Genomic DNA, 19,557 nt, shown 5'->3' with positions numbered 1-19,557 from the left:
ACTCTTGGAATTCTATACGACGGGCCACATTTCTATACGGCCCCCCGTCCCCGTCCGGGCCGGTCAGCCCCCTGTCCCCGTCCCGGCCGGTCAGCCCACCGCGTCCCGCTGAACCGGGCAGCTCATACAGCGCGGGCCACCCCGCCCCCGCCCCAGTTCGCTGCCCGGGATCTCGATCACCTCGATGCCCTGCTTGCGCAGATGGGTGTTCGTGGTCTGGTTGCGCTCGTAGGCGACGACGACGCCCGGTTCGACCGCGAGGACGTTGCAGCCGTCGTCCCACTGCTCGCGCTCAGCGGCGTGGACGTCCTGGGTGGCGGTCAGGACGCGGATCCGGCTCAGTCCGAGCGCGGCGGCGATGGCGCGGTGCATGTGCTCCGGCGGATGGTCGGTGACCTTGAGTTCCTTGTCCCCGACACCCGGTTCGATGGTGTACGAGCGGAGCATGCCGAGGCCCGCGTACTGGGTGAAGGTGTCGCCGTCGACCATCGTCATCACCGTGTCGAGGTGCATCAGGGCCCGCTTCTTGGGCATGTCGAGCGCCACGATCGACTGCGCCGAGCCGGTGGCGAAGAGCTTGTGCGCGAGCATCTCCACGGCCTGGGGTGTCGTCCGCTCGCTCATGCCGATGAGCACGGCGCCGTTGCCGATGACGAGTACGTCGCCGCCCTCGATGGTGGACGGATAGTCGGCCTGCCCCTCGGACCACACATGGAAGGCCTCCGCGCGGAACAGCGGATGATGCCGGTAGATCGCCTCGAAGTGCACGGTCTCGCGTCTGCGCGCGGGCCAGCGCATGGCGTTGATCGAGACGCCGTCGTAGATCCAGGCGGAGGTGTCGCGGGTGAAGAGGTGGTTGGGCAGCGGGCCGAGGAGGAAGTCGTCCAGGTCCATGACATGGAAGCGCACGGAGGTCGGCTCGGGGTGCGCCTCAAGGAACTCCCGTTTGGTCATGCCGCCGACCAACGCCTCCGCCAGCTCGCCGGCCGGCAGCCCCTCGAAGGCGGCCCGCAGGTGGTCGGTGGCGAGCGGCCCGTACTCCTTCTCGTCGAAGACCCGGTCCAGTACGAGCGACCGTGCCTCCGGGATGGCCATGGCCTCGGTCAGCAGGTCACCGAAGAGGTGGACGGTGACGCCGCGGTCGCGCAGGACGTCCGCGAACCCGTCGTGCTCCGCGCGCGCCCTGCGCACCCACAGCACGTCGTCGAAGAGCAGGGCGTCCTTGTTGCTGGGGGTGAGCCTTTTGAGCTCCAGATCCGGCCGGTGGAGGATGACGCGGCGCAGCCGCCCGGCTTCGGAGTCGACGTGAAATCCCATGACTCCATCCTGACCACCCAGGGGCCGTTTGACCCACCGCTCGACCCACCGGTCGGCACTTTCTTCGCCCACGCGTTCGCGCCGACGCCCCACGCACTCACCCTCTTTATAGTCTCCTTGACTATTAATGAGGGAGTGATTATCGTCGACCAGACGACAAACGAGGGGGAACGAGGGAATCCAATGGCCGACATCACCCGGCGCCTGGGCTGGCGCCACCTGCGCGGCGCTCCGACCGCACACATTCGGCACCACCGCGGCGCGGAACTGCTGCACGACGGCCCCGGACTCAGCTTCTGGTACCGCGCACTGAGCGCCGCGCTGTCCGAAGTACCGGTGGACGACCGCGAGTTGGCGATGACCTTCCACGCCCGTACGTCCGACTTCCAGGACATCGCGGTGCAGGCGACCGTCACCTACCGGGTCAGCGACCCGGCGCTCGCCTCGGCACGCCTGGACTTCTCCATCGACCCCGACAGCGGGGTGTGGCGGGGCGCGCCGCTGGAGCAGTTGGGCACCCTGCTGACCGAGTCGGCCCAGCAGCACGCCCTGGACGTGCTGGCCCGTACGACCCTGGCATCGGCGCTGGTCGACGGCGTGGCGGCGGTACGGGAGCGGGTCGCGGCGGGGCTGGCGGCGGAGCCGCGGCTGCCCGCGACCGGCATCGAGGTGGTCGCCGTGCGCGTGGTGGCCCTTCGCCCGGAACCGGAGGTGGAACGGGCCCTGCGCACCCCGGCCCGCGAGCAGATCCAGCAGGAGGCGGACCGCGCCACGTACGAGCGCCGGGCCGTGGCCGTCGAACGGGAGCGGACGATCGCCGAGAACGAACTGGCGAGCCAGATCGAACTCGCCCGCCGCGAGGAGCAGTTGGTCGAGCAGCGCGGGACGAACGCGCGCCGCGAGGCGGAGGAGCACGCGGCGGCGGACGCGGTACGCGCCGAGGCCGAGGCGGCCCGGACGGTGAAGCTCGCAGGGGCGGAGGCCGAACGGTCCGTGCAGCTGGCGGACGCCGAGGGCAGGCGGAACGAGCGGCTGGCCAAGGCGGAGGCCGAGCGGACGGTACGGCTCGCGGACGCCGAGGCGACCCGTGCCGTGCGGCTCGCTCGGGCGGAGGCGGAGGCGGCGCGCGAGGTCGGGGAGGCGCGGGCGCAGGCCCAGGCCGCCTGGCTGCGGGTGCACGCCGAGGTCGACGTCAGCACCCTGCACGCCCTGACCGGGTCGCGGCTGGCGGAGAACCTGCCCAGCATCGACAGCGTGACCATCTCGCCGGACGTACTGACCGGCCTGCTGGCCAAACTGGGCGTCCGGGACGGCACATGAGCCTCGCCCCACGGATCGTGCTGGTCCACCGCACCACGGAGTACGAGGAGTTGGTGGCCCACCACGGCACGCACGGGCAGGCCGCCTTCTTCCTCTCCTCCCGGGGCCGGGACATCGAGGAGGTCGCCGAACGCCACCGCCGCACGAGGCGCGCGCTGTCGGACGTGACCTCCGCGATTCCCCTGACCTGGCGTCAGAGCCGGGTGGAGCGCGCCGACCTGGACCGGTTCCTGTTCGCGCCGGAGGACGTGGTGGTCGTGGTCGGCCAGGACGGCCTGGTGGCGAACGCGGCCAAGTACCTCACCGGGCAGCCGGTGGTGGGCATCGACGCGGAACCCGGCCGCAATCCGGGTGTCCTGGTGCGTCACCGCCCGGCGGACGCGTCCCGTCTGCTGCCCGCGGCGCTCGCCGCCGGCACGGGCATGGAGGAACTCACCATGGTGGAGGCGGTGGCCGACGACACGCAGCGGCTGCTCGCCCTGAACGAGATCTACCTGGGCGCGGCCGGCCACCAGACGGCCCGGTACCGCCTGGGCATCGAGGGCGAGGGGGGTGCCACGGGCGGCGGCGGGGGTCTCGTCGAGGCGCAGGCCTCCTCCGGGGTGCTGGTGGGCACGGGGACGGGGGCGACGGGGTGGATCAGGTCGGTGTGGCAGGAGAGGGGCGACCCCCCGCCCCTCCCCCGTCCCACGGAGGACTGCCTGGTGTGGTGCGTCCGCGAGGCCTGGCCGTCCCCGGCGACCGGCACGTCCCAGGTGGCGGGCCGCCTGTCGGCCACCTCCCGCCTCACCCTGACCGCCGAGTCCGAACGCCTGATCGCGTTCGGGGACGGGATGGAGGGGGACGCGCTGGAACTGACATGGGGGCAGTCGGTGCGGGTGGGGGTCTGCGGGCGGCGGTTGCGGTTGGTGGGGTGAACCGGGCTCACTCCGTCGGGCCGTGCACTCCCTGGGCCTTGCACCCCTGGGCCGCTCATCCGCTGGGCAGCGGCTGGAGCAGTTCCGGGCGGGCCAGCATCCGGCGCCCGGAGCGGCCCGGCTCCAGGGCGGCGCGGGCGACGATCCAGCCGGCGAGAGCGTGCGGGTCGCCCGGATCATGGGCCAGGACCCGGGCGTAGGCGGTCATCGCGGTGGCCGGGTCCCCGGCGGCGAGGTGCTCGTCGGCGGTGCGGGGCGCGCGCGGGCGGGCGGCGAAGGCGTAGGTGCGGTTGTCGGGCCAGGACGTCCGCTCCGTACGGAGTACGAGCGTGCCCGGTGACACCGACGCCCCCGGCCGGGGCAGCACGTTGCGCAGTCGCCATTCGGTACGGTGCAGGGTCGCTGCCGTGCGGGCTCGAACAAGAGCGGTCGCCGGGACGGGCTCACGAAGCCAGCCGTCGAGCGTTCGGGCGAGTCCCACCGCGCAGGCCCTCCCCTGGACGGTCAGCCGACCGCTCGTCAGCAGGGTCCGCACGACGAGGCGGCTCTGCGTCCGGCGCAGCGCGAAGTGATAACCGGCCACATCCGCCGCCTCGGACCGCCGGGCCTCGGCCAACCGGTCTCGCCAGAAGCCCGCGACACCGGTGAAGGCGTACGCACCCTGGAGCAGACCGGTGAGATGCCGCGGGTCGCCACGCCATGGAGCGTAGTACCGCTCCTCACGATCGTCGTCGAGCAGCGGGAACAGATGGAGCAGGGCGGCCAGTTTGCTGTGCTGGAACTCGTGCACCAACGTTTCGGCGAGCGCGAGGGCACCGGCGGGCCGGGCGATGACCATGGCGGCGTAGGAGTCGCCGCTGGAGGCGGAGAGCCGCACGGTGGGCGGGGCTGCCAACTGCGCGGTCGTGCGGCCCCATGGCACCACGGCGCGAATCTCGGCGGCGTCCAGGCGCCCCGGTCCGTTCGTGCCGTCGGCGGAAACTATGAGAGCGGCCTCCTTGAACAGCCGCTGCCACTCGGTGGCTTCCCCGGCGTCCAGCCGGGCGGGCGCAAGGGGGTCGTCGAGGTCCCGGTAGGGGTCGAGGTCGTCCAGGGTGACTGCGGCTGTTCCCGGAGGCGGGCCGAGAGTGAGGAGACGCAGCGGCAGCCAGTGCGGGTCGGTGTCCGGTACGGCTCCCGCGGTGCCCATGGCGACGGCCGCGGGATGACGGACGACGACAGGCCGGCTGTCCGTCGCCTCCGAGGAGAGCGTCAACTCGCTGGCGCGCACCCTCGCCCTGCCGACCGACGGACCTCGTGGTGCGCCGGGCAGTTGCACCAGTCCCAGGCAGGGGAGGGCCAGGGCGCCGTCGATAAGGGGCACTCTGAGGTCGGCGCCCGTGCCGGCCTTCAGAGCCGCCGCCACGGCCAGCGCGCAGAGGTGGCCCGCCTCGGCCCAAAGAGGCGGCCCGCCCGAAGCGCTGCCGTGCAGGCGGCGCAGTACGTGGCCGAGCCAGCCGCCGGTCTGCGGGGCGAGAAGCAAGCCCTCGACCATCCCGGGAGCCCGATCGGCCGCAGTTTTGATGACGCGCCACGCCTCGATGGGCGGATCGAGCGGTGACGGCCGTGCGTCGAGGCGAGCAAGCAGCGTGCGCAGGAGCAGCAGCCTGCGGGCGCGTTCACTGCGCGCGAGCAGGGCAAGGGCCTCGGGCGATCCGCCGCCGCCTGCGAGTTCTTCGAAGAGGCGCATCGGCATGCGGAGCGGTGACGCAAGCTGCTCGCTGGTCATTACCGGGAACCTCCGGTGGAACATGCGGGCACGAGAAGAAAGAGGAGCGGACATCACTCGTCACTCCGCTCTGCCGGGTTCGCCGCCCTTCATGCCGCTCCGCGCTCTCAGGACATCGGCGAGAACGCGAGAATCGTCGCTGAGCGGAGGCAGGCCGTCGAGGGCGGTCAGTGACACGGTCGCGAGGTCGGGCAGATCGGACTCCCAGTCGAGAGCGCCGCCTGCCGCTACGGCCGGCTCGCGGGCGGCGGCTCGGGCGTCGTGCAGAGCATGCGACTGGTCCAAGGCGCATCCCTTTCTCAGGCAGTGGCACTCGATGCCCCGCATACCGTCCATCATGACGAACACAGCCCTTGACGGAAAGCCGTACGATCACGCCACCTGATCAACCCGGGCGGCGCCGTTGAGTATGGTATGTCGCGAATTCCCGCAGCGCATAGGCGAGTTCTGTTCTTCTGTCGGTGTCGTCGTCCACGGACACCACGACGTCGAACAGCTCCCACAGGTCCTCGGGACGGCGGCGGCCGAGCGCGTTGAGGATGCCGGTGACATCGGTACGGGCCTTGCTGTGACGGGGCAGCGTCGCATGGATCCGTGGGCCCAAAGCGGCGACGACAGCCTGTCGTTCGACGGGGTCGGCCGTCCAGTCGTAGGCCATGATCGCCTCCACCGCCCGGAGCAGCGGGGACAGGCCACGCCCTTCCGTGGGTGGCAGCGTCTCGGTCCGCTGCGGACTCCGCAACCGGATCTCGGGGTGCTGCAGCGTCCGGCCCGCCTCGCGCAGCGCCGCCACCCGGGCCCGTACGGCGGAAAAGAGTTCCTCCGGATCGGGCAGAGCGGGCAGCACGGCGGCCCGCTCCGCGAGCAGGTCGAGCAGAATCTCGGAGAAGAGGCCGGTGGCTCGCACGGGATCGTTGGCCGCGGCCCGGCCACGCCCCGCGGCGCGCAGCGTCGACTGCCGGTGCGCGAGATTGCGCCGCCCCACCGGAAGGGCGTCGTCGGGCAGCGGGTCCCGGAAGGACAGCGCCTCCTCGAAGGTCTCGCAGGCGTCCACCAGCCACAGTTGTTCGGTGAGTGCGGGAACGGCGTCGCCCGCGTACCGGGCCAGCGCGGTGTCCAGGTCGAGAGCCACCTTGTCCCCGGTGGTCGCGTCGGAGCACAGCAGCCGGAGGTGGTCCGCGCGGTCGAGGACCCCGTGGCCGCCCCACCACACCCACAGCACTTCGCCCTGGGCGGCGGCGAGTTCCCGTACGAGTGCGCGTCGCAGGGTCGCGTGGTCGGCGGGCCGGTAGGGGGTGTCGGGGATGAACGGGGGCAGGGGGGCCAGGTGCAGGCGCAGATGGGAGTCCGGCACCCCGGCGAGGCTCAGCAGTCGGTGGAACGCGAGTGCGTCCCTGGCGGGCCCGGGCAGGTCCCACGCACCGCCCGCGTCGTATTTCTCGATACCGACGATCAGGGCGTGGACCCGGCGCGGATCCTGTCCTTTCGCTGCCGGTTCCGGGCCGGTCACGGCAACCGGTCCGCGATGTGCCGGTACACGGCGGGGTGGGTCCAGTAGGCACTGTGCGACGCGGGAAACGGCTGACGGCTGTCGACGGCGATGTCGGTGACCCGTTCGCCGAAAAGACCGGCACCGAGGTAACTGAGCAGGTCGCGGCGGTCGTACAGATTCAGCCAGGGCGGGACGTGCGACGGCAGGAGCGCGGGATGCGCGAGAGAGGGCAGGGCACCCAGCTCGTAGAGGAACGGGGCCTGCGAGCCCGCGGTGACCAGCAGGCGGACCTGTGGGAGCGGCGCGGTGACCAGCGTGTCCAGGGCGATGATCCCGCCGAGACTGTGCCCGATGAGGGTGACGGGCGGTTCGAGGCCGGCGACCAGTACACGCAGGTCGGCCCGGACCGCCTCGCCCCTGCTGAGGTACCGCAGGACGTCCCCGGCCGCGGGGTGGGCCGCCTCGGTCAGGGCCCGTCGACGACGTACGACGGCTCGGGAGGCGCCGCGGCCCACGAGCCGTAACAGCCGTGCCCCCAAGCCGCGTTCCGCGCCCCTGGGCGGTGCGCCGAGCGCCTGGGCGACGCGGTCCACCACGGCGTCCCTGGTGTCACCGGTCGGGATGAGCGGATCGTCGGCCTCCAGCGCGTCGGCGACGACCCGGGCGACCAGCCGGCGAGCCGCGACGGCCGCGAGTTCGTAGGGGGGCAGCGCGGCGGCTGCGGGACCCAGCAGTGGATGCGCGGCCAGTTCGGACGCGGCCCCCGCCAGCCCGGGGCCGAGTCCGGCGGCGGGGCCGTCCCCTTGCGCGGCCAGTTTCTCCAGCAGCGCCTGTATCTGCTGTTCCGGCGGTACGGAACCCGGCGGGCGTTCGGTGGCCGACGCCGTCTCTGCCGCCGCCAGGGCGAGTTCGGCGTCGGGGTCGGCGTACAGCACCGCCCAGACAGACGTCTCGTCGTCCGGGTCCGCCCCGGCCGGAACGTCACCGAGGCCACGGCTGACGCCCGCCTCCGGCGGCAGGCTCAACCCACCGCCGGCCAGGGTGGCCCCGTGCGGTCCACCCCAGTAGTACGGCACGACACGAAGCCCGTCGCGCAGAGCCGCGAGCCCTGCGGCCACTCGACCGGCCAGGGCCGAGAAGCCGGGTTCACGCACCCCGGTGCCATGAATGAACACGACCGTCGCCATGTGTCCCCCGCACTGCTGCTCAAGGTTCCCGTACGACTTCCCCGGGCCGACGGGCACTGCGTCCCGGCTCGGACGGCACGGAGTGCCGAACCGTGCCGGGACGTCGTGTCACAGCGGCATCGGCGCGATGTCGCACTCGATCCGCCTGCGCCGACCGGCCGCGACGAGCCACGGGTGGTCCTCCCGGACCACGCGCGCGAAGCCCTGCACCGCTCGCCGTTCCAACTCGTCCGCCTCTCCCCCGCGCCCCAGCCCTCTCAGGTCGAGCGCCAGGTTCGAAGCACAGGCCAGCGTGAGCGGGTGTTCCGCTCCCGCCACCTCGGACAACAGCGGGAGACAGACCGCGTCGATCGCACGGGCCCGCTCGAATTCCAGTCGCTGGTACGCCGTGTTTGCCTGACCGATCCCGACCGTCAGCGTCGTCACATGACGGTCGCCGACCGTCTCTGTGAGCCGGGCGGCGGCGTCGTCCTCGTGTTCCTGCGCGAGGTCGACCTCCCCGAGACCGCGCAGTGTGGCGGCCAGATTGGCCTTCGCGAGCAGGGTGTACGCGTGGTCGAGACCGAAGCGCTTCGTGCAGCCGTCCAGGGCTTCGCCGCCCAGCGCACGCGAGCCCTCCAGGTCACCGGTGAGACGCCGATCGACACTGCAGTTGATCGCCATGGCGAGGGATTCCGGGTGACTGCGCCCGTACCCGGCCACGAAACTGTGCAGAGTCTCGTCGGACAGCTTGGCGGCGTCGGTGATGGCACCGTCACGACGTCGGCAGACCGCCAAGTTGCCGGCGATGCGCAGCGTGAGGGGATTCTCGTCCCCGAGAGCGGCGCGCGCCTGGCGATGGACGTCCTCATGGAAGACGCGGGCGCCCGGATAGTCTCCGCCCTCACGCATGTCGAGCGCCAGGCCGTTGAGCGTGTTCAGGGTGAGCGAACTGTTGGGGCCGAACATTTCCTCGCGCAGCCGGGCGGTTTCCTGGTCCATGGGCAGCGCCTCTCGGAACTGGCCGCACAGCCGCAGATCGACACCCCAGCTGTGCGCGGCCCGCAACGCGATCTCGTCATCCAGTCCCAACTGGGTACGGGCGCGTTCAGTGGCTTCCTGCCCCAGGTCACGGGCTTCGGTGAACCTTCCCTGGAAGCGCCGCGCATCAGCCATCTCGATCATGGAGTCGATGAGGTCCTCCTCCTCGACCGCCCCCCGGCGTGAGAGCTCCAGCGCCTTCTCGTTGTACCGGATGGACTCGTCGGTCTCACCGATACGACGCAACAGGAACGCCAGGATCTTCGACATGCGGATGACGTGGATGTCCTCCTCACCGGAGGCGCCGAGCCATGCGCTGTAAGCCTGTCGGGCGAGAGTGGCCGCACCCTTCTGGTCACCCCAGAAATAGAGGAACAGCACGGTGTCGTACACCAGTTCACGAACATCCGCGTCCGTGTTCGTCACTGCCTGAGAGCTCAGCACGTGCGGCAGCAGAGCCTGATAGGCAGGCCATTCCTGCGATGAGGCGTTGTGGCCGGGTTTGGCCGCCGACAGGAGCTGGTGGGCCGCGTTTCGCATACGCTCACGTTCCTCGGGCCCTTGCTTGGCAAGGAGCACGTTCTGCAGCAGACGGTGCATCTGGAGTGTGTTGGCTCGAAGGTCCAGTTTCACCAAGGAGAACTGGGTCAGGGCGCGAATGGCCCGGCCGCGTTTGATCGCCTCACCGAGGATCGGATCGACATGGGGCGAGATGTCCACGCCGCGGCTCCTGCGCAGAAGCGAGAGCGGAATGGGCTCAGGGGCCATACAGGCGCAGATATCCAGAAGTTCTCGCGCTCCTGGGCTGTTCTCCTTGATCCGCCCCAGAGAGATGTCCCACGCCGCGGCGACGGAGACGGGGTAGTCGGGCGCCGGGTCGAGACGGAGGATCTCCGGACTGCGGCTGTCCAGCAGATCGATGTAGTCCTCGACAAGCATTCCCGTGACCGCGCGCCAGGCTCCCGCCTGCTCCACGGCGAGCGGCAGGTCGCCCAAGGCCGCGGCAAGCATGTCGGCGTCACCCGGGGACAGGTCCGGGGAACGCTTCTGAAGAAGCTCGACCGATTCCTCCCGCTCGAACACATTGACCGGGAGGGACATCGCGACGCGTTCCCACTCCCGGTTGCGGGACGTGACAATGATCTTTCCCGGGCCGTTCGCGGGGAAAAAGTTACGGACCAGCTCGACGTTCTCGGCGTTGTCGAAAACCAGCAGCCAATTGTCGTACGGCACTCCCGTGCGCAGCGCTTCGAGTACGGCGGGCACGGCCGTGTTGGCGGTGGGAGCACCGCCTCCGTCCTGTCCCGCCGGGGCGACCCGCAGACGGGCGGCCAGACCGGCGAGTGCCGTCAGGATCAGACTCTCCCGCTCGGCCGGGATCCAGCAAATGACGTTGTATTCGCGCTGGTGACGGTAGACGTACTCAAGTGCGAGCTGCGACTTGCCCACCCCGCCCAGGCCGTGCAGCGCGTGGGGCAGCACGGCGGCGGTGTCCCGGGCGCGCAGCTCGTCCTTCACGGTCCTGAGAAGACCCATCCGCCCCACGAACGAGTTGTTCCGCAACGGAACATTCACCATGAGAGCCGGATCTCCGGTCGCCGGCGTGCCGGTCGTGGTGCTCATCATGGGGGGCTCAGCCTCCGGGATCTCGGGTTGTGCTGTGTCGGTAACCGGACTCGTCACACGCTCTCCAGGTTGATCAGGATCAGAGACTCTGGACTCGGGTGCCTCGCCCGGTCCCGCACCCCCGGATGATCCACCAATAACTGGAGGTTTCGCCACACCCGCCGCGAATTGCGGTGAACCTGGCGCAATGCGCTGCGCACGTTCGGCGTAACGGGGACCGGACAGAGCGCGCAGCACCGCCAACTGGCTCCGCAACCAGCCTTGCTCCGCCGGGTCGGGCAGTGCGGCGCCCTCCGGATCGCTCAGGGCGTCGCGCAGCGCGACGCCCTGCTCGCCGGCCGCCGGAAGACCACTGAGGGAACCGACCGTGAGGTGGAGGTCGGTCCGGGTCACGGTCGCGAGAAGCTCCTCCCTGATCCCCTCGGCGAACTCCGGCCGCCCGTCACCGGCCCCGTTCCAGTCGATCAGACCGCCCATCAGGATCTCGGCGAGGTCGTCGACATCGGCTGTCGGCATGGCATGTTCGCGGTATTGGTCGACCAGCTCCAGGTCACAGGGCATCACGGCCATCCGGGACGCCATCCTGCGCGCCGACGGAGAAGCGAGACCGAAGAAGCGGCGCACCGCGTCCGACGCCGCACCGGGATGCCGGGGCACATCCAGTCCTGGCGCGGGCGAACCCTTCGTGAGAGTGCCGGCCAGGACGACGGGCAGCTCGCGGTAGATCCCGCGCATACCCGTGACGAGATCGGCCCAGGCGGCGACCGACGCCGGTGTACGGGACAGCACGGGTACGGGAACAGCCCCGTCGCCCCTCTCCGGCAGTGGACGCATCGGGTCGGGGCCGGGAGCGGGCGGACGGTACTGCAGGCTCTCGTTGGTCGCGCCGAACCCTCCGGCGGCAAGCTCCGCCTGGTGGGGGTCGAGCGAGGAGCGGTGGCGCAGATGAGGCGGCAGCAGGTGGACGAGCGCGGTGGGCCCCGCCCGTCCCAGGCGGCTGAGCAGCACGTCGGCCGCGGTACCCGCCCAGCCGTGTGCCAGACCGTCGGTGACGACGAGAAATACGCGATCACCGCTCCCGTCGAGCAGTTCGGCGGGGTCGGCCGGAGCCTGGTCCGCGCCGCGGCGCACGGTCGGCGCTCCGGCCCGCGGGACCGCGACCCGGACGACACGCACGGCCCGGAAGGCTCCGCTTTCCTCCGCCGCCTGCGCCAGCCGGGCGGTGCAACCGCTCCAGATCCGCATGGTGGGCGCGTCGTCCATCAGCAGTACGAGATCGAAGGAGGAAGTCAGGGCCGGTCGCAGGAAGGGCAGCCACAACCCGTCGACGATGCCTCGCTCCGCGGTGGTTTCCTCATCCAGTTCTCTGTCGAGCCGGGAGGGCACGCGGCGGCCGAGCCCGTGCAGGGCACGAGCCAGCCGGGCCGTCTCTCTGCCCGGACGCCACCGTGTGGACGACGCTTCCGCGTCGGGCAGCAGGGGCCCGCCGACGCGCAGGACTTCGGCCCCCTCGGGATCGGGCAGGAGTAGCGGTCGCGTCGTCGGGCCTCCGAAAGCGCCGCCCAGCGACAGAGCGGGCCGGACCGGCGGTTCACCGGAGCGGTCCGCGTCACCGAGAGTGACCTCGGAAAACTGCGGTGCGCGGTCGGAGGCAGCAGGGCGGTCGTACGGAAGCCGACCGGCGGCGTCGGCCGGACCTGGTCCGGCGGGACCGCCGAGACTGGCATCGGCGCCCGTGTCGGCACCGGGACTGTGGTGCCCGTGGCGTCCCCAGTGAGCCGCGAGCCACACGGCGTCAGCGAGCTCCTGCCAGTGCGGTGCCGCATCCGCATCGGCTGCGGGCAGCGTTGACGGGGACGACGTCCCGGTGGGTGGGTTCCCGTCGCCGTGCCCGGATAAGCGCTGCCTGTGAACGCCGGTCAATTCAGCGGCCCTTCGCGAGATCGCGGAGGAGCATTTCAACGAGCTTACGCCCGGCGGCATCGACCTGGGAACCACTCAGAGTAGTCAACTGCACCGCGTTCAGCAACTGATCGAGGGAGTGGGTACCCCCACTCCCCACTCGGTGCAGATAGTCGTCGACCAGGGACTCCGCCCCCACCGGCAGCTCCCTCAGGTGGCTCACCACCATGGCCAGAAGCTGCTCTCGCGTGGGCGACTGCAGCTCCAGCGGGAGACAACGCCTGCGGAACGCCGCCGGGAACTCCCTCTCCCCATTACTGGTGATCACAACGACGGGAAACTCCCGGCACTCGATCCGTCCGTCGCGCACCACGGCATGTCCGCCCGGGTCACTGGTGTGCACGACGGCCGACTCCGCGGCGTCGCGCACCAGCTCCGGGATCTCATAGCTTCCGTTCTCCAGCACATGCAGCAAGTCATTGGGCAGGTCGATGTCGCTTTTGTCCAGCTCGTCCACGAGGAGGACACGGGGACGATCGTAGGGCAGCAGAGCCGTTCCCAGGGCTCCCAGAGTAAGGAACTCCCCAAGCTTGGGCGCGTGTTGACGGATTTTCGCGGAAGCGCGCCCCCTCTCGTCGATCGTCGCACGCGCCGTGTCGTCGGCGCCGTCGTCGAACTCCGCCACACCCTCCTCCCGAAGTCCGGCCCGCCAGGCGGCGATCGCCTGTGCGCGTCCGAGCGCGTCGTAGGTGTGCAGGCCGTCCCGCAGGGTGGTGCGGCTGACGATGCCCCATTCGAGGACCCGCCCCAACCCGAGTTCACGTCCGATGAGGAAGGCGAGGGTGGACTTTCCGATGCCGGGAGGCCCGGTGACCAGCAGCGGCCGACGCAGCACCAGGGCCGCGTTGACGATGTCGGTCTCCTTGGCACCGAGCTGTTGGATCACACCACTGGTCCCCAGCCGCCGCAGTGCGGTCTCCGTGTCGTCCGGTGGAGGGGGCTGAGGCGGACCTCCCCGGAACCGCCGCCACGGCGGAGGCTCGGGCAGCAGCGATGGGGAGGCGTCGGGGGCACGTCCGGTGGCGTGAAAGACGCGCCAGTCGTGAGGGGCGGACTGCTCCAGTTCGGTCATGTCGGTGCCTCCTTGCCGTCGGGAAGGTCTTGGTCGAGATCATGGAAGTCGACGCGACGATTCGGGTCGTCCCAGAAGAAGGCGACGTGACGCCCCAGCAGAAGGGTCCGGCTGTCGTTGAGCGCGGCCTTGAGGCGCAGACGGTGGATGGCCATGGGAATCTGCGTGGGCGTCGGCACTGACGCGAACACGGCAGTCAGCACTTCCCGCCGCTCTTCAAGGAAAACACCCCGGCGATCCCACAGAGCAAGCCCGATCCCCTCGGCGATGGCGGCCTTGAGCGCCGCCAGAGGCGAAGCGGAGCCGGGGGCGTCCATGACCACCGCGGTGTGACCGCCCTCCCCGGCCAGCACGGTTCCCCACTCGTCCAGCCGCCTGACGTCGGACTCGCTCCAGCCGTGCACCACGACTCCGCGCTCGCCGAGGCCGCGCCAGCGCTCCTGCCACTGCTGCCGGACCCGTACGTCGGTGGTACGCATCCGCTCCAGGCTGCGTAGGTGGACCGGGTACTTCAGCGCGAGCGGTAACGGGCTCGCGTCGCCGATCCGGAGCATCAACCCCGCCACATCGTGGTTGAGGAGGTCGTACGGAAGAACGAACTCCACGTACGGAGGCACCTGTTTGCGTCCACCCGAGTGCGCGTCATGGTCGGTCATCCACAGACGGGCCCCCTGACGCAGGGCCAGCTCGACAGTGGGCCCGAGGGCGTCGAGCCGGGTGGTCCCGGGTTCGCCGGGCTGCGGATTCCACCGGCCGCGGGTCGTGTTGAGCCAGGAACGGACCATGACCTCGTCCGATCCGTCCCGCGTGGGCTCGACGGACACGACCAGGCAGCGGGGGATCGCGGGGTCGTACGCGGCGGCGGCACGCCGTACCCGGCGCCGCTCCAGCTCTTCGGACAGGTCCGCCTCCCGAGCCCACTCCTTGGCCCAGTCGGCCAGGGCGGTCCGGTGGTCGGACGGCGTCGGGGCGAGTGCGGCCGCCAGGTCCATGAGCAGGACGGCGGGAGGAAGGCCGTCCGACTGGACGTTCAACTCGACGGTGAAGGTGAAGAGCTGCTCGACGGAGAGTCCCATCGGCAGGTCCAGGCCGTTCAGTTCCAGGACCAGCTCGTCCCGTAATCGCATCGGTGGCACTTCGCCCTTGGCGGCGTCCAGGGTGCTGTGCGCGGCGCGCTGGTCCTCCCTGGACAGCGGTCCGGACGGCATCGCGTCCGGCACCGAGCGGACCACCGGGGAGAAGATCCGCTCCAACTCGGTCGCCGCCATGGGCCCTTCGTAAACCCGCACCACCAACAGGAGTACGCGTTCTCCCCCCGCCACGCTCAATGAGACGCGGGCGAAGAGGGCGGCGTCGTCGCGGAGTTTGATCCCGCGCGCTTCGACGGGTCTGCCCAGATGCTCTCCGAGCACCTGGCCGAACTGCATCCGCGTCTGTCCGTCGTCCAGGCAACTCAGTTCGCACAGAGCTTCCGTCAGCTCGGCCAGCAGCTCAAGTCCCCGCACACGGCCAGGATCGCTCCCGGGCTCGCCGAACCCCGCGCCTGTCCCCACCGACTGTCCCCCATGAGTCGGTACACCTGCTGGATCGACCTGCGAAGATAGCATGGCAACTCACGGTTAACCAGGTGCCCTTGAGGGCGCGTGCAGCGGTTGCGGCGCGGCTGGTGCGCCGCGCCGCCTGCCTGTCGGCATCGGATGCCTACAGCCGAGGATCCACCGGCTCCGACTCCAGCGCCAGCACCCCGAACACGGCCTCGTGCACCCGCCACAGCGGTTCGCCCCCGGCCAGTCGGTCCAGGGCCTCAAGGCCCAGCGCGTATTCGCGCAGTGCCAGTGAGCGCTTGTGGTTGAGGGAGCGCCCCCGCAACCGGTCGAGGTTCTCGGGGCGCGTGTACTCCGGCCCGTAGATGATCCGCAGGTACTCCCGGCCCCGGCACTTGATACCCGGCTGGACCAGCCGGCCGTTCCCGGTGCGTGCCACGGCCTGGACGGGCTTGACGACCATGCCCTCGCCGCCGCGGCCGGTCATCTCCAGCCACCAGTCGATCCCGGCCCGCACCGACGCCGGGTCGTCGGTGTCGACGAACAGGCGCCGGGTGGTCCCCAGGAGTCCGGACGGGTCGGCCGTCACCAGCCGGTCGATCAGCGCGAGCTGCTCGTCGTGCGGTACGGCCGCCAGGCTCCGTCCCTGGGTGGCGAGGATCTGGAAGGGGGCGAGCCGCACTCCTTCCAGACCGGACGTGGGCCAGCAGTACCGCCGATACGCGTCGGTGAAAGCAGCCGCGTCGACGGCCCGTTCCCGCTGCTTGGAGAGCAGGTCCCCCACGTCTACGCCCCGCGCCGCCGCCTTCTCCAGCGCGGCCACCGCACCCGGGAACACCGCGCCGGCCGCCGCGCCCACGGCCGCGTACTGCGAGCGCAGCAGCCCGGTGGCCTTGAGCGACCAGGGCAGCAGCTCGGCGTCGAGCAGCAGCCAGTCCGTCTCCAGTTCCTCCCACAGACCGGCCTCCGTGGCGGCGTCCCGCACCCGCCCGAGGATCTCCTCGGTGAGGGAGACACCCGTGGCCGAACCGACGGAATCGCCGGAACCGACGGAACCGCCGACCTGCTCCGAGAAGAAGGGGCGGCCCGTACGGGTGTACAGCGAGCCCGTGACCCCGCTCGTGGCCCCGAACCGTTCGCGCGCGGTCTCCGCGTTCCGGCACACCAGCGCCACCGCCCGCGACCCCATGTGCTTCTCCTCGCACACGACCCGCACGACCCCGTCGGCCCGGTACTGCTCGAAGGCCTCGGCCGGGTGTTCCAGGAAGTGCCCGTCAGCGGCTCCGCCGCGGGCCTCCGCACGGGAGGTCGCGGTGGGTGCCATGGTCGGCGGCAGGTACGGCATCAGGCGGGGGTCCACGGCGAAGCGGCTCATGACCTCCAGGGCCGCGGCGGCGTTCTCCTCGCGCAGGGAGACCCGCCCCGCGTGCCGGGTCTCGACGATGCGGCGGCCGTGCACGTCCGCGAGGTCGAGCGGCCGTCCCTCGTGGCCGCCCGGCGCCTCGGAGGCCAGCGGCCTGACCGGCTCGTACCAGACCTTCTCGGCCGGTACGTCGACGAGTTCGCGCTCCGGCCAGCGCAGCGCGGTGAGCTTGCCGCCGAACACGGCTCCGGTGTCCAGGCAGATGGTGTTGTTGAGCCAGGTGGCCTCCGGCACGGGCGTGTGGCCGTAGACGACCGCCGCCCGGCCCCGGTAGTCCTCGGCCCACGGGTAGCGCACGGGCAGCCCGAACTCGTCGGTCTCGCCGGTGGTTTCGCCGTACAGCGCGTGCGAGCGCACCCGGCCCGACGTACGGCCGTGGTACTTCTCGGGCAGGCCCGCGTGGCAGACGACGAGGCCGCCGCCGTCGAGGACGTAGTGGCTGACCAGCCCGTCCACGAACTCCCTTACCTGTGCCCTGAACTCGTCGCTCTCGTTCTCCATCTGCGCGATGGTCTCGGCGAGGCCGTGGGTGTGCTGGACCTTGCGGCCCTTGAGGTGACGGCCGTACTTGTTCTCGTGGTTGCCCGGTACGCACAGCGCGTTGCCCGAGCCGACCATGGACATCACCCGGCGCAGGACGCCCGGGGAGTCGGGGCCGCGGTCGACGAGGTCGCCGACGAACACGGCCGTACGCCCCTCGGGGTGCACGCCGTCCGCGTAGCCCAACTTGGCCAGCAGCGCCTCCAGTTCGGAGGCGCAGCCGTGGATGTCGCCGATGACGTCGAAGGGTCCGGTGAGGTGAGTCAGGTCGTTGTACCGCTTCTCGGTACGGACCTGCGCGGTCTCGGCCTCCTCCACACCCCGCAGGACGTGCACCTTCCGGAAGCCCTCGCGCTCCAACTGCTTGAGTGAGCGCCGTAGTTCACGGATGTGCCGCTGGACGACACGGCGCGGCATGCCGGCGCGGTCGGTGCGCGAGGCGTTGCGCTCGGCGCACACCTCCTCGGGCACGTCCAGCACGATGGCGATGGGCAGCACGTCGTACTTCCTGGCCAGTTCGATCAGCTGTCTGCGGCTGTCCGACTGCACGCTGGTCGCGTCCACGACGGTGCGTCGGCCCGCCGCGAGACGCTTGCCCGCGATGTAGCCGAGGACGTCGAAGGCGTCCCTGCTGGCGCTCTGGTCGTTCTCGTCGTCGGCGACGAGGCCCCGGCAGAAGTCCGACGAGATCACCTCGGTCGGCTTGAAGTGCCGCCGGGCGAAGGTGGACTTGCCCGAGCCGGACGCGCCGATCAGCACGACGAGGGAGAGGTCGGTGACGGGCAGGGTACGAACCTTGCCGCCGGTGCTGGTGCCGCCGGTACCGGTGTCGTCGGTGCCGGTGTCGTCCGTACTGGTCATGCGGCCTTCGCCTCCTTCGTGTCCTGTGCGCGCAGCGCGAAGACCGCCATCTGGGTCGGTGGGCCCACCTCGGGGTCGTCGGGGCCCACCGGTACGAACTCCACGCCGTAGCCGTGCCGTTCGGCCACCTCGCCCGCCCAGGCCCTGAACTCGGCGCGCGTCCACTCGAAGCGGTGGTCGCCGTGCCGCACATGGCCGGCCGGGAGGGTGTCCCAGCGGACGTTGTACTCGACGTTCGGTGTCGTCACGATCACCGTCCCGGGGCGCGCGGAGCCGAACACCGCGTACTCCAGGGCGGGCAGCCGCGGCAGGTCGAGGTGTTCGACGACCTCGCTGAGCACCGCCGCGTCGTACCCCTTGAGCCGCTTGTCGGTGTAGGCGAGCGAGCCCTGGACGAGCCTGACGCGCTCGGACTGCCGCTCCCCCATCCGGTCCAGGCCCAGCCGCCGCGCGGCGACGGTGAGCGCCCGCGTCGACACGTCGACCCCGACGATCTCGGTGTAGCGCGTGTCCTTCAGCAGCTCCTGCACCAACTGGCCCTGTCCGCAGCCGAGATCGAGCACCCTGGCGGCACCGGTCGCCCGCAGTGCGGCGACGATCGCCTCCCGCCGCCGGACCGCGAGCGGTACGGGCGCCTCCTCGGTGTCCGTCCGCTCGTCGACGGCGTTGTCGATCTCCTCGACCGCGCTGTCGTCCGTCTCGGCGAGCCGTACGAGTTCCAGCCGCTCCCTGGCCTGCCGGGTGAGCGTCGTCCGGCGCGCCAGATAGCGGCTGGTGATCAGCTCCCGCTCCGGGTGGTCCGGCAGCCAGCCCTCCCCGGACCGCAGCAGCTTGTCCACCTCGTCGGAGGAGACCCAGTAGTGCTTGGCGTCGTCGAGCACCGGCAGGAGGACGTACAGGTGCCGCAACGCGTCGGCGAGTCGCTGATCGCCTTCGAGTACGAGGCTCACGTACCGGGAGTCGCCCCACTCGGGGAACTGCGTGTCCAGCGGCACCGGTTCCGCGCTCACCGTCCACCCGAGCGGCTCGAAGAGCGCCCGTACGACATCGGCGCCGCCGCCGGCCGGCAGTGCGGGTACCTCGATGCGCAGGGGCAGCGGGCGTGCGGGCAGCTCCGGCTTCGCCTGGCAGATGCCCTTCATCGCACTGGAGAACACGCTGCTCAGGGCCACGGCGAGCAGAGAGGAGGCGGCGTACGGGCGGTCGTTGACGTACTGCGCGAGAGCCGCGTCCGGCGCTCCGCCACGGCCCCTGCCCTTGCCGCGCCGGACCAGTGCCACCGCGTCCAGCTCCAGGAGCAGCGCCGCCGTGCAGCGCTCCGGGCTCGCCTCGGGGTAGAAGACGTGCGCCTTGCCGTAGGAGGTGGAGAACACCTGCGCGTTGTCAGGATGCTTGTGCAGGAGATAACCGAGGTCGGTCGCAGGGCGCTCAGGGGCGCCGGTCGCACTGATCGCAAGGAACACTGGTCTGCCTCGAAACGTCTTCTGAACTGCGGAAACCTGCCGTAT

At 70.9% G+C, this 19,557-nt stretch carries 12 protein-coding genes; 2 read left to right on the top strand and 10 right to left on the bottom strand.

Annotated elements, in window-relative coordinates:
* Nucleotides 1-90: 90 nt before the first annotated feature.
* Complete coding sequence (locus tag ACH4DZ_RS39210) at nt 91-1,317, bottom strand: arginine deiminase (RefSeq protein WP_398293632.1); 1,227 nt, start codon at nt 1,315-1,317, stop codon at nt 91-93.
* A 183-nt stretch (nt 1,318-1,500) separates the two neighbouring features.
* Between ACH4DZ_RS39210 and ACH4DZ_RS39205 the strand changes: the two genes are divergently transcribed.
* A complete protein-coding gene (locus ACH4DZ_RS39205; protein WP_398293630.1) occupies nt 1,501-2,637 on the top strand; it encodes an SPFH domain-containing protein in 1,137 nt (378 codons plus the stop codon).
* Nucleotides 2,634-3,554 carry a hypothetical protein gene (locus tag ACH4DZ_RS39200; protein WP_398293628.1) on the top strand — a complete coding sequence of 307 codons (921 nt, stop codon included), beginning with the start codon at nt 2,634-2,636 and terminating at the stop codon, nt 3,552-3,554. The genes ACH4DZ_RS39205 and ACH4DZ_RS39200 overlap by 4 nt, the downstream gene beginning before the upstream one ends.
* A gap of 55 nt (nt 3,555-3,609) precedes the next feature.
* Here the strand turns inward: ACH4DZ_RS39200 and ACH4DZ_RS39195 are convergent, their stop codons facing one another.
* The 9 genes from ACH4DZ_RS39195 to ACH4DZ_RS39155 all read right to left on the bottom strand — a co-directional run bounded on the left by ACH4DZ_RS39195 (nt 3,610) and on the right by ACH4DZ_RS39155 (nt 19,512).
* Nucleotides 3,610-5,322, bottom strand: coding sequence for an aKG-HExxH-type peptide beta-hydroxylase (locus ACH4DZ_RS39195; RefSeq protein WP_398293626.1), 1,713 nt, complete (start codon nt 5,320-5,322; stop codon nt 3,610-3,612).
* 60 nt (nt 5,323-5,382) lie between these two features.
* Nucleotides 5,383-5,607, bottom strand: a complete 225-nt coding sequence (locus tag ACH4DZ_RS39190; RefSeq protein ID WP_398293624.1) for a hypothetical protein — start codon at nt 5,605-5,607, stop codon at nt 5,383-5,385.
* Nucleotides 5,608-5,707: 100 nt separating this feature from the next.
* A complete protein-coding gene (locus tag ACH4DZ_RS39185; protein WP_398293622.1) occupies nt 5,708-6,832 on the bottom strand; it encodes a caspase family protein in 1,125 nt (374 codons plus the stop codon).
* Nucleotides 6,829-8,001 carry a hypothetical protein gene (locus tag ACH4DZ_RS39180; RefSeq protein ID WP_398293621.1) on the bottom strand — a complete coding sequence of 391 codons (1,173 nt, stop codon included), beginning with the start codon at nt 7,999-8,001 and terminating at the stop codon, nt 6,829-6,831. The genes ACH4DZ_RS39185 and ACH4DZ_RS39180 overlap by 4 nt, the downstream gene beginning before the upstream one ends.
* A gap of 108 nt (nt 8,002-8,109) precedes the next feature.
* A complete protein-coding gene (gene fxsT, locus ACH4DZ_RS39175) occupies nt 8,110-12,630 on the bottom strand; it encodes an FxSxx-COOH system tetratricopeptide repeat protein (protein WP_398293619.1) in 4,521 nt (1,506 codons plus the stop codon).
* Nucleotides 12,572-13,681 carry an AAA family ATPase gene (locus tag ACH4DZ_RS39170; protein WP_398293617.1) on the bottom strand — a complete coding sequence of 370 codons (1,110 nt, stop codon included), beginning with the start codon at nt 13,679-13,681 and terminating at the stop codon, nt 12,572-12,574. Before ACH4DZ_RS39170 ends, fxsT begins: the two co-directional genes overlap by 59 nt.
* The gene (locus tag ACH4DZ_RS39165; RefSeq protein WP_398293615.1) at nt 13,678-15,186 is read right to left on the bottom strand and encodes a hypothetical protein; all 1,509 of its coding nucleotides are present in this window, start codon (nt 15,184-15,186) and stop codon (nt 13,678-13,680) included. The genes ACH4DZ_RS39170 and ACH4DZ_RS39165 overlap by 4 nt, the downstream gene beginning before the upstream one ends.
* 196 nt (nt 15,187-15,382) lie before the next feature.
* Nucleotides 15,383-18,049, bottom strand: a complete 2,667-nt coding sequence (locus ACH4DZ_RS39160; RefSeq protein ID WP_398293613.1) for a polynucleotide kinase-phosphatase — start codon at nt 18,047-18,049, stop codon at nt 15,383-15,385.
* Complete coding sequence (locus tag ACH4DZ_RS39155) at nt 18,046-19,512, bottom strand: 3' terminal RNA ribose 2'-O-methyltransferase Hen1 (protein ID WP_398293610.1); 1,467 nt, start codon at nt 19,510-19,512, stop codon at nt 18,046-18,048. The genes ACH4DZ_RS39160 and ACH4DZ_RS39155 overlap by 4 nt, the downstream gene beginning before the upstream one ends.
* Nucleotides 19,513-19,557 lie beyond the last annotated feature (45 nt).

It is taken from the genome of Streptomyces sp. NPDC017991, assembly GCF_044328075.1.
In the GTDB taxonomy this organism is placed as follows: domain Bacteria; phylum Actinomycetota; class Actinomycetes; order Streptomycetales; family Streptomycetaceae; genus Streptomyces.
This window is presented reverse-complemented; position numbering and strand designations above follow the sequence as displayed.

Bases quoted from the DNA above. Each gene is read 5' to 3' on its own strand.
- ACH4DZ_RS39210 (WP_398293632.1), bottom strand. From the start codon at position 1,317: ATGGGATTTCACGTCGACTCCGAAGCCGGGCGGCTGCGCCGCGTCATC.
- ACH4DZ_RS39205 (WP_398293630.1), top strand. From the start codon at position 1,501: ATGGCCGACATCACCCGGCGCCTGGGCTGGCGCCACCTGCGCGGCGCT.
- ACH4DZ_RS39200 (WP_398293628.1), top strand. From the start codon at position 2,634: ATGAGCCTCGCCCCACGGATCGTGCTGGTCCACCGCACCACGGAGTAC.
- ACH4DZ_RS39195 (WP_398293626.1), bottom strand. From the start codon at position 5,322: ATGACCAGCGAGCAGCTTGCGTCACCGCTCCGCATGCCGATGCGCCTC.
- ACH4DZ_RS39180 (WP_398293621.1), bottom strand. From the start codon at position 8,001: ATGGCGACGGTCGTGTTCATTCATGGCACCGGGGTGCGTGAACCCGGC.
- fxsT (WP_398293619.1), bottom strand. From the start codon at position 12,630: ATGCCGCCGGGCGTAAGCTCGTTGAAATGCTCCTCCGCGATCTCGCGA.
- ACH4DZ_RS39170 (WP_398293617.1), bottom strand. From the start codon at position 13,681: ATGACCGAACTGGAGCAGTCCGCCCCTCACGACTGGCGCGTCTTTCAC.
- ACH4DZ_RS39160 (WP_398293613.1), bottom strand. From the start codon at position 18,049: ATGACCAGTACGGACGACACCGGCACCGACGACACCGGTACCGGCGGC.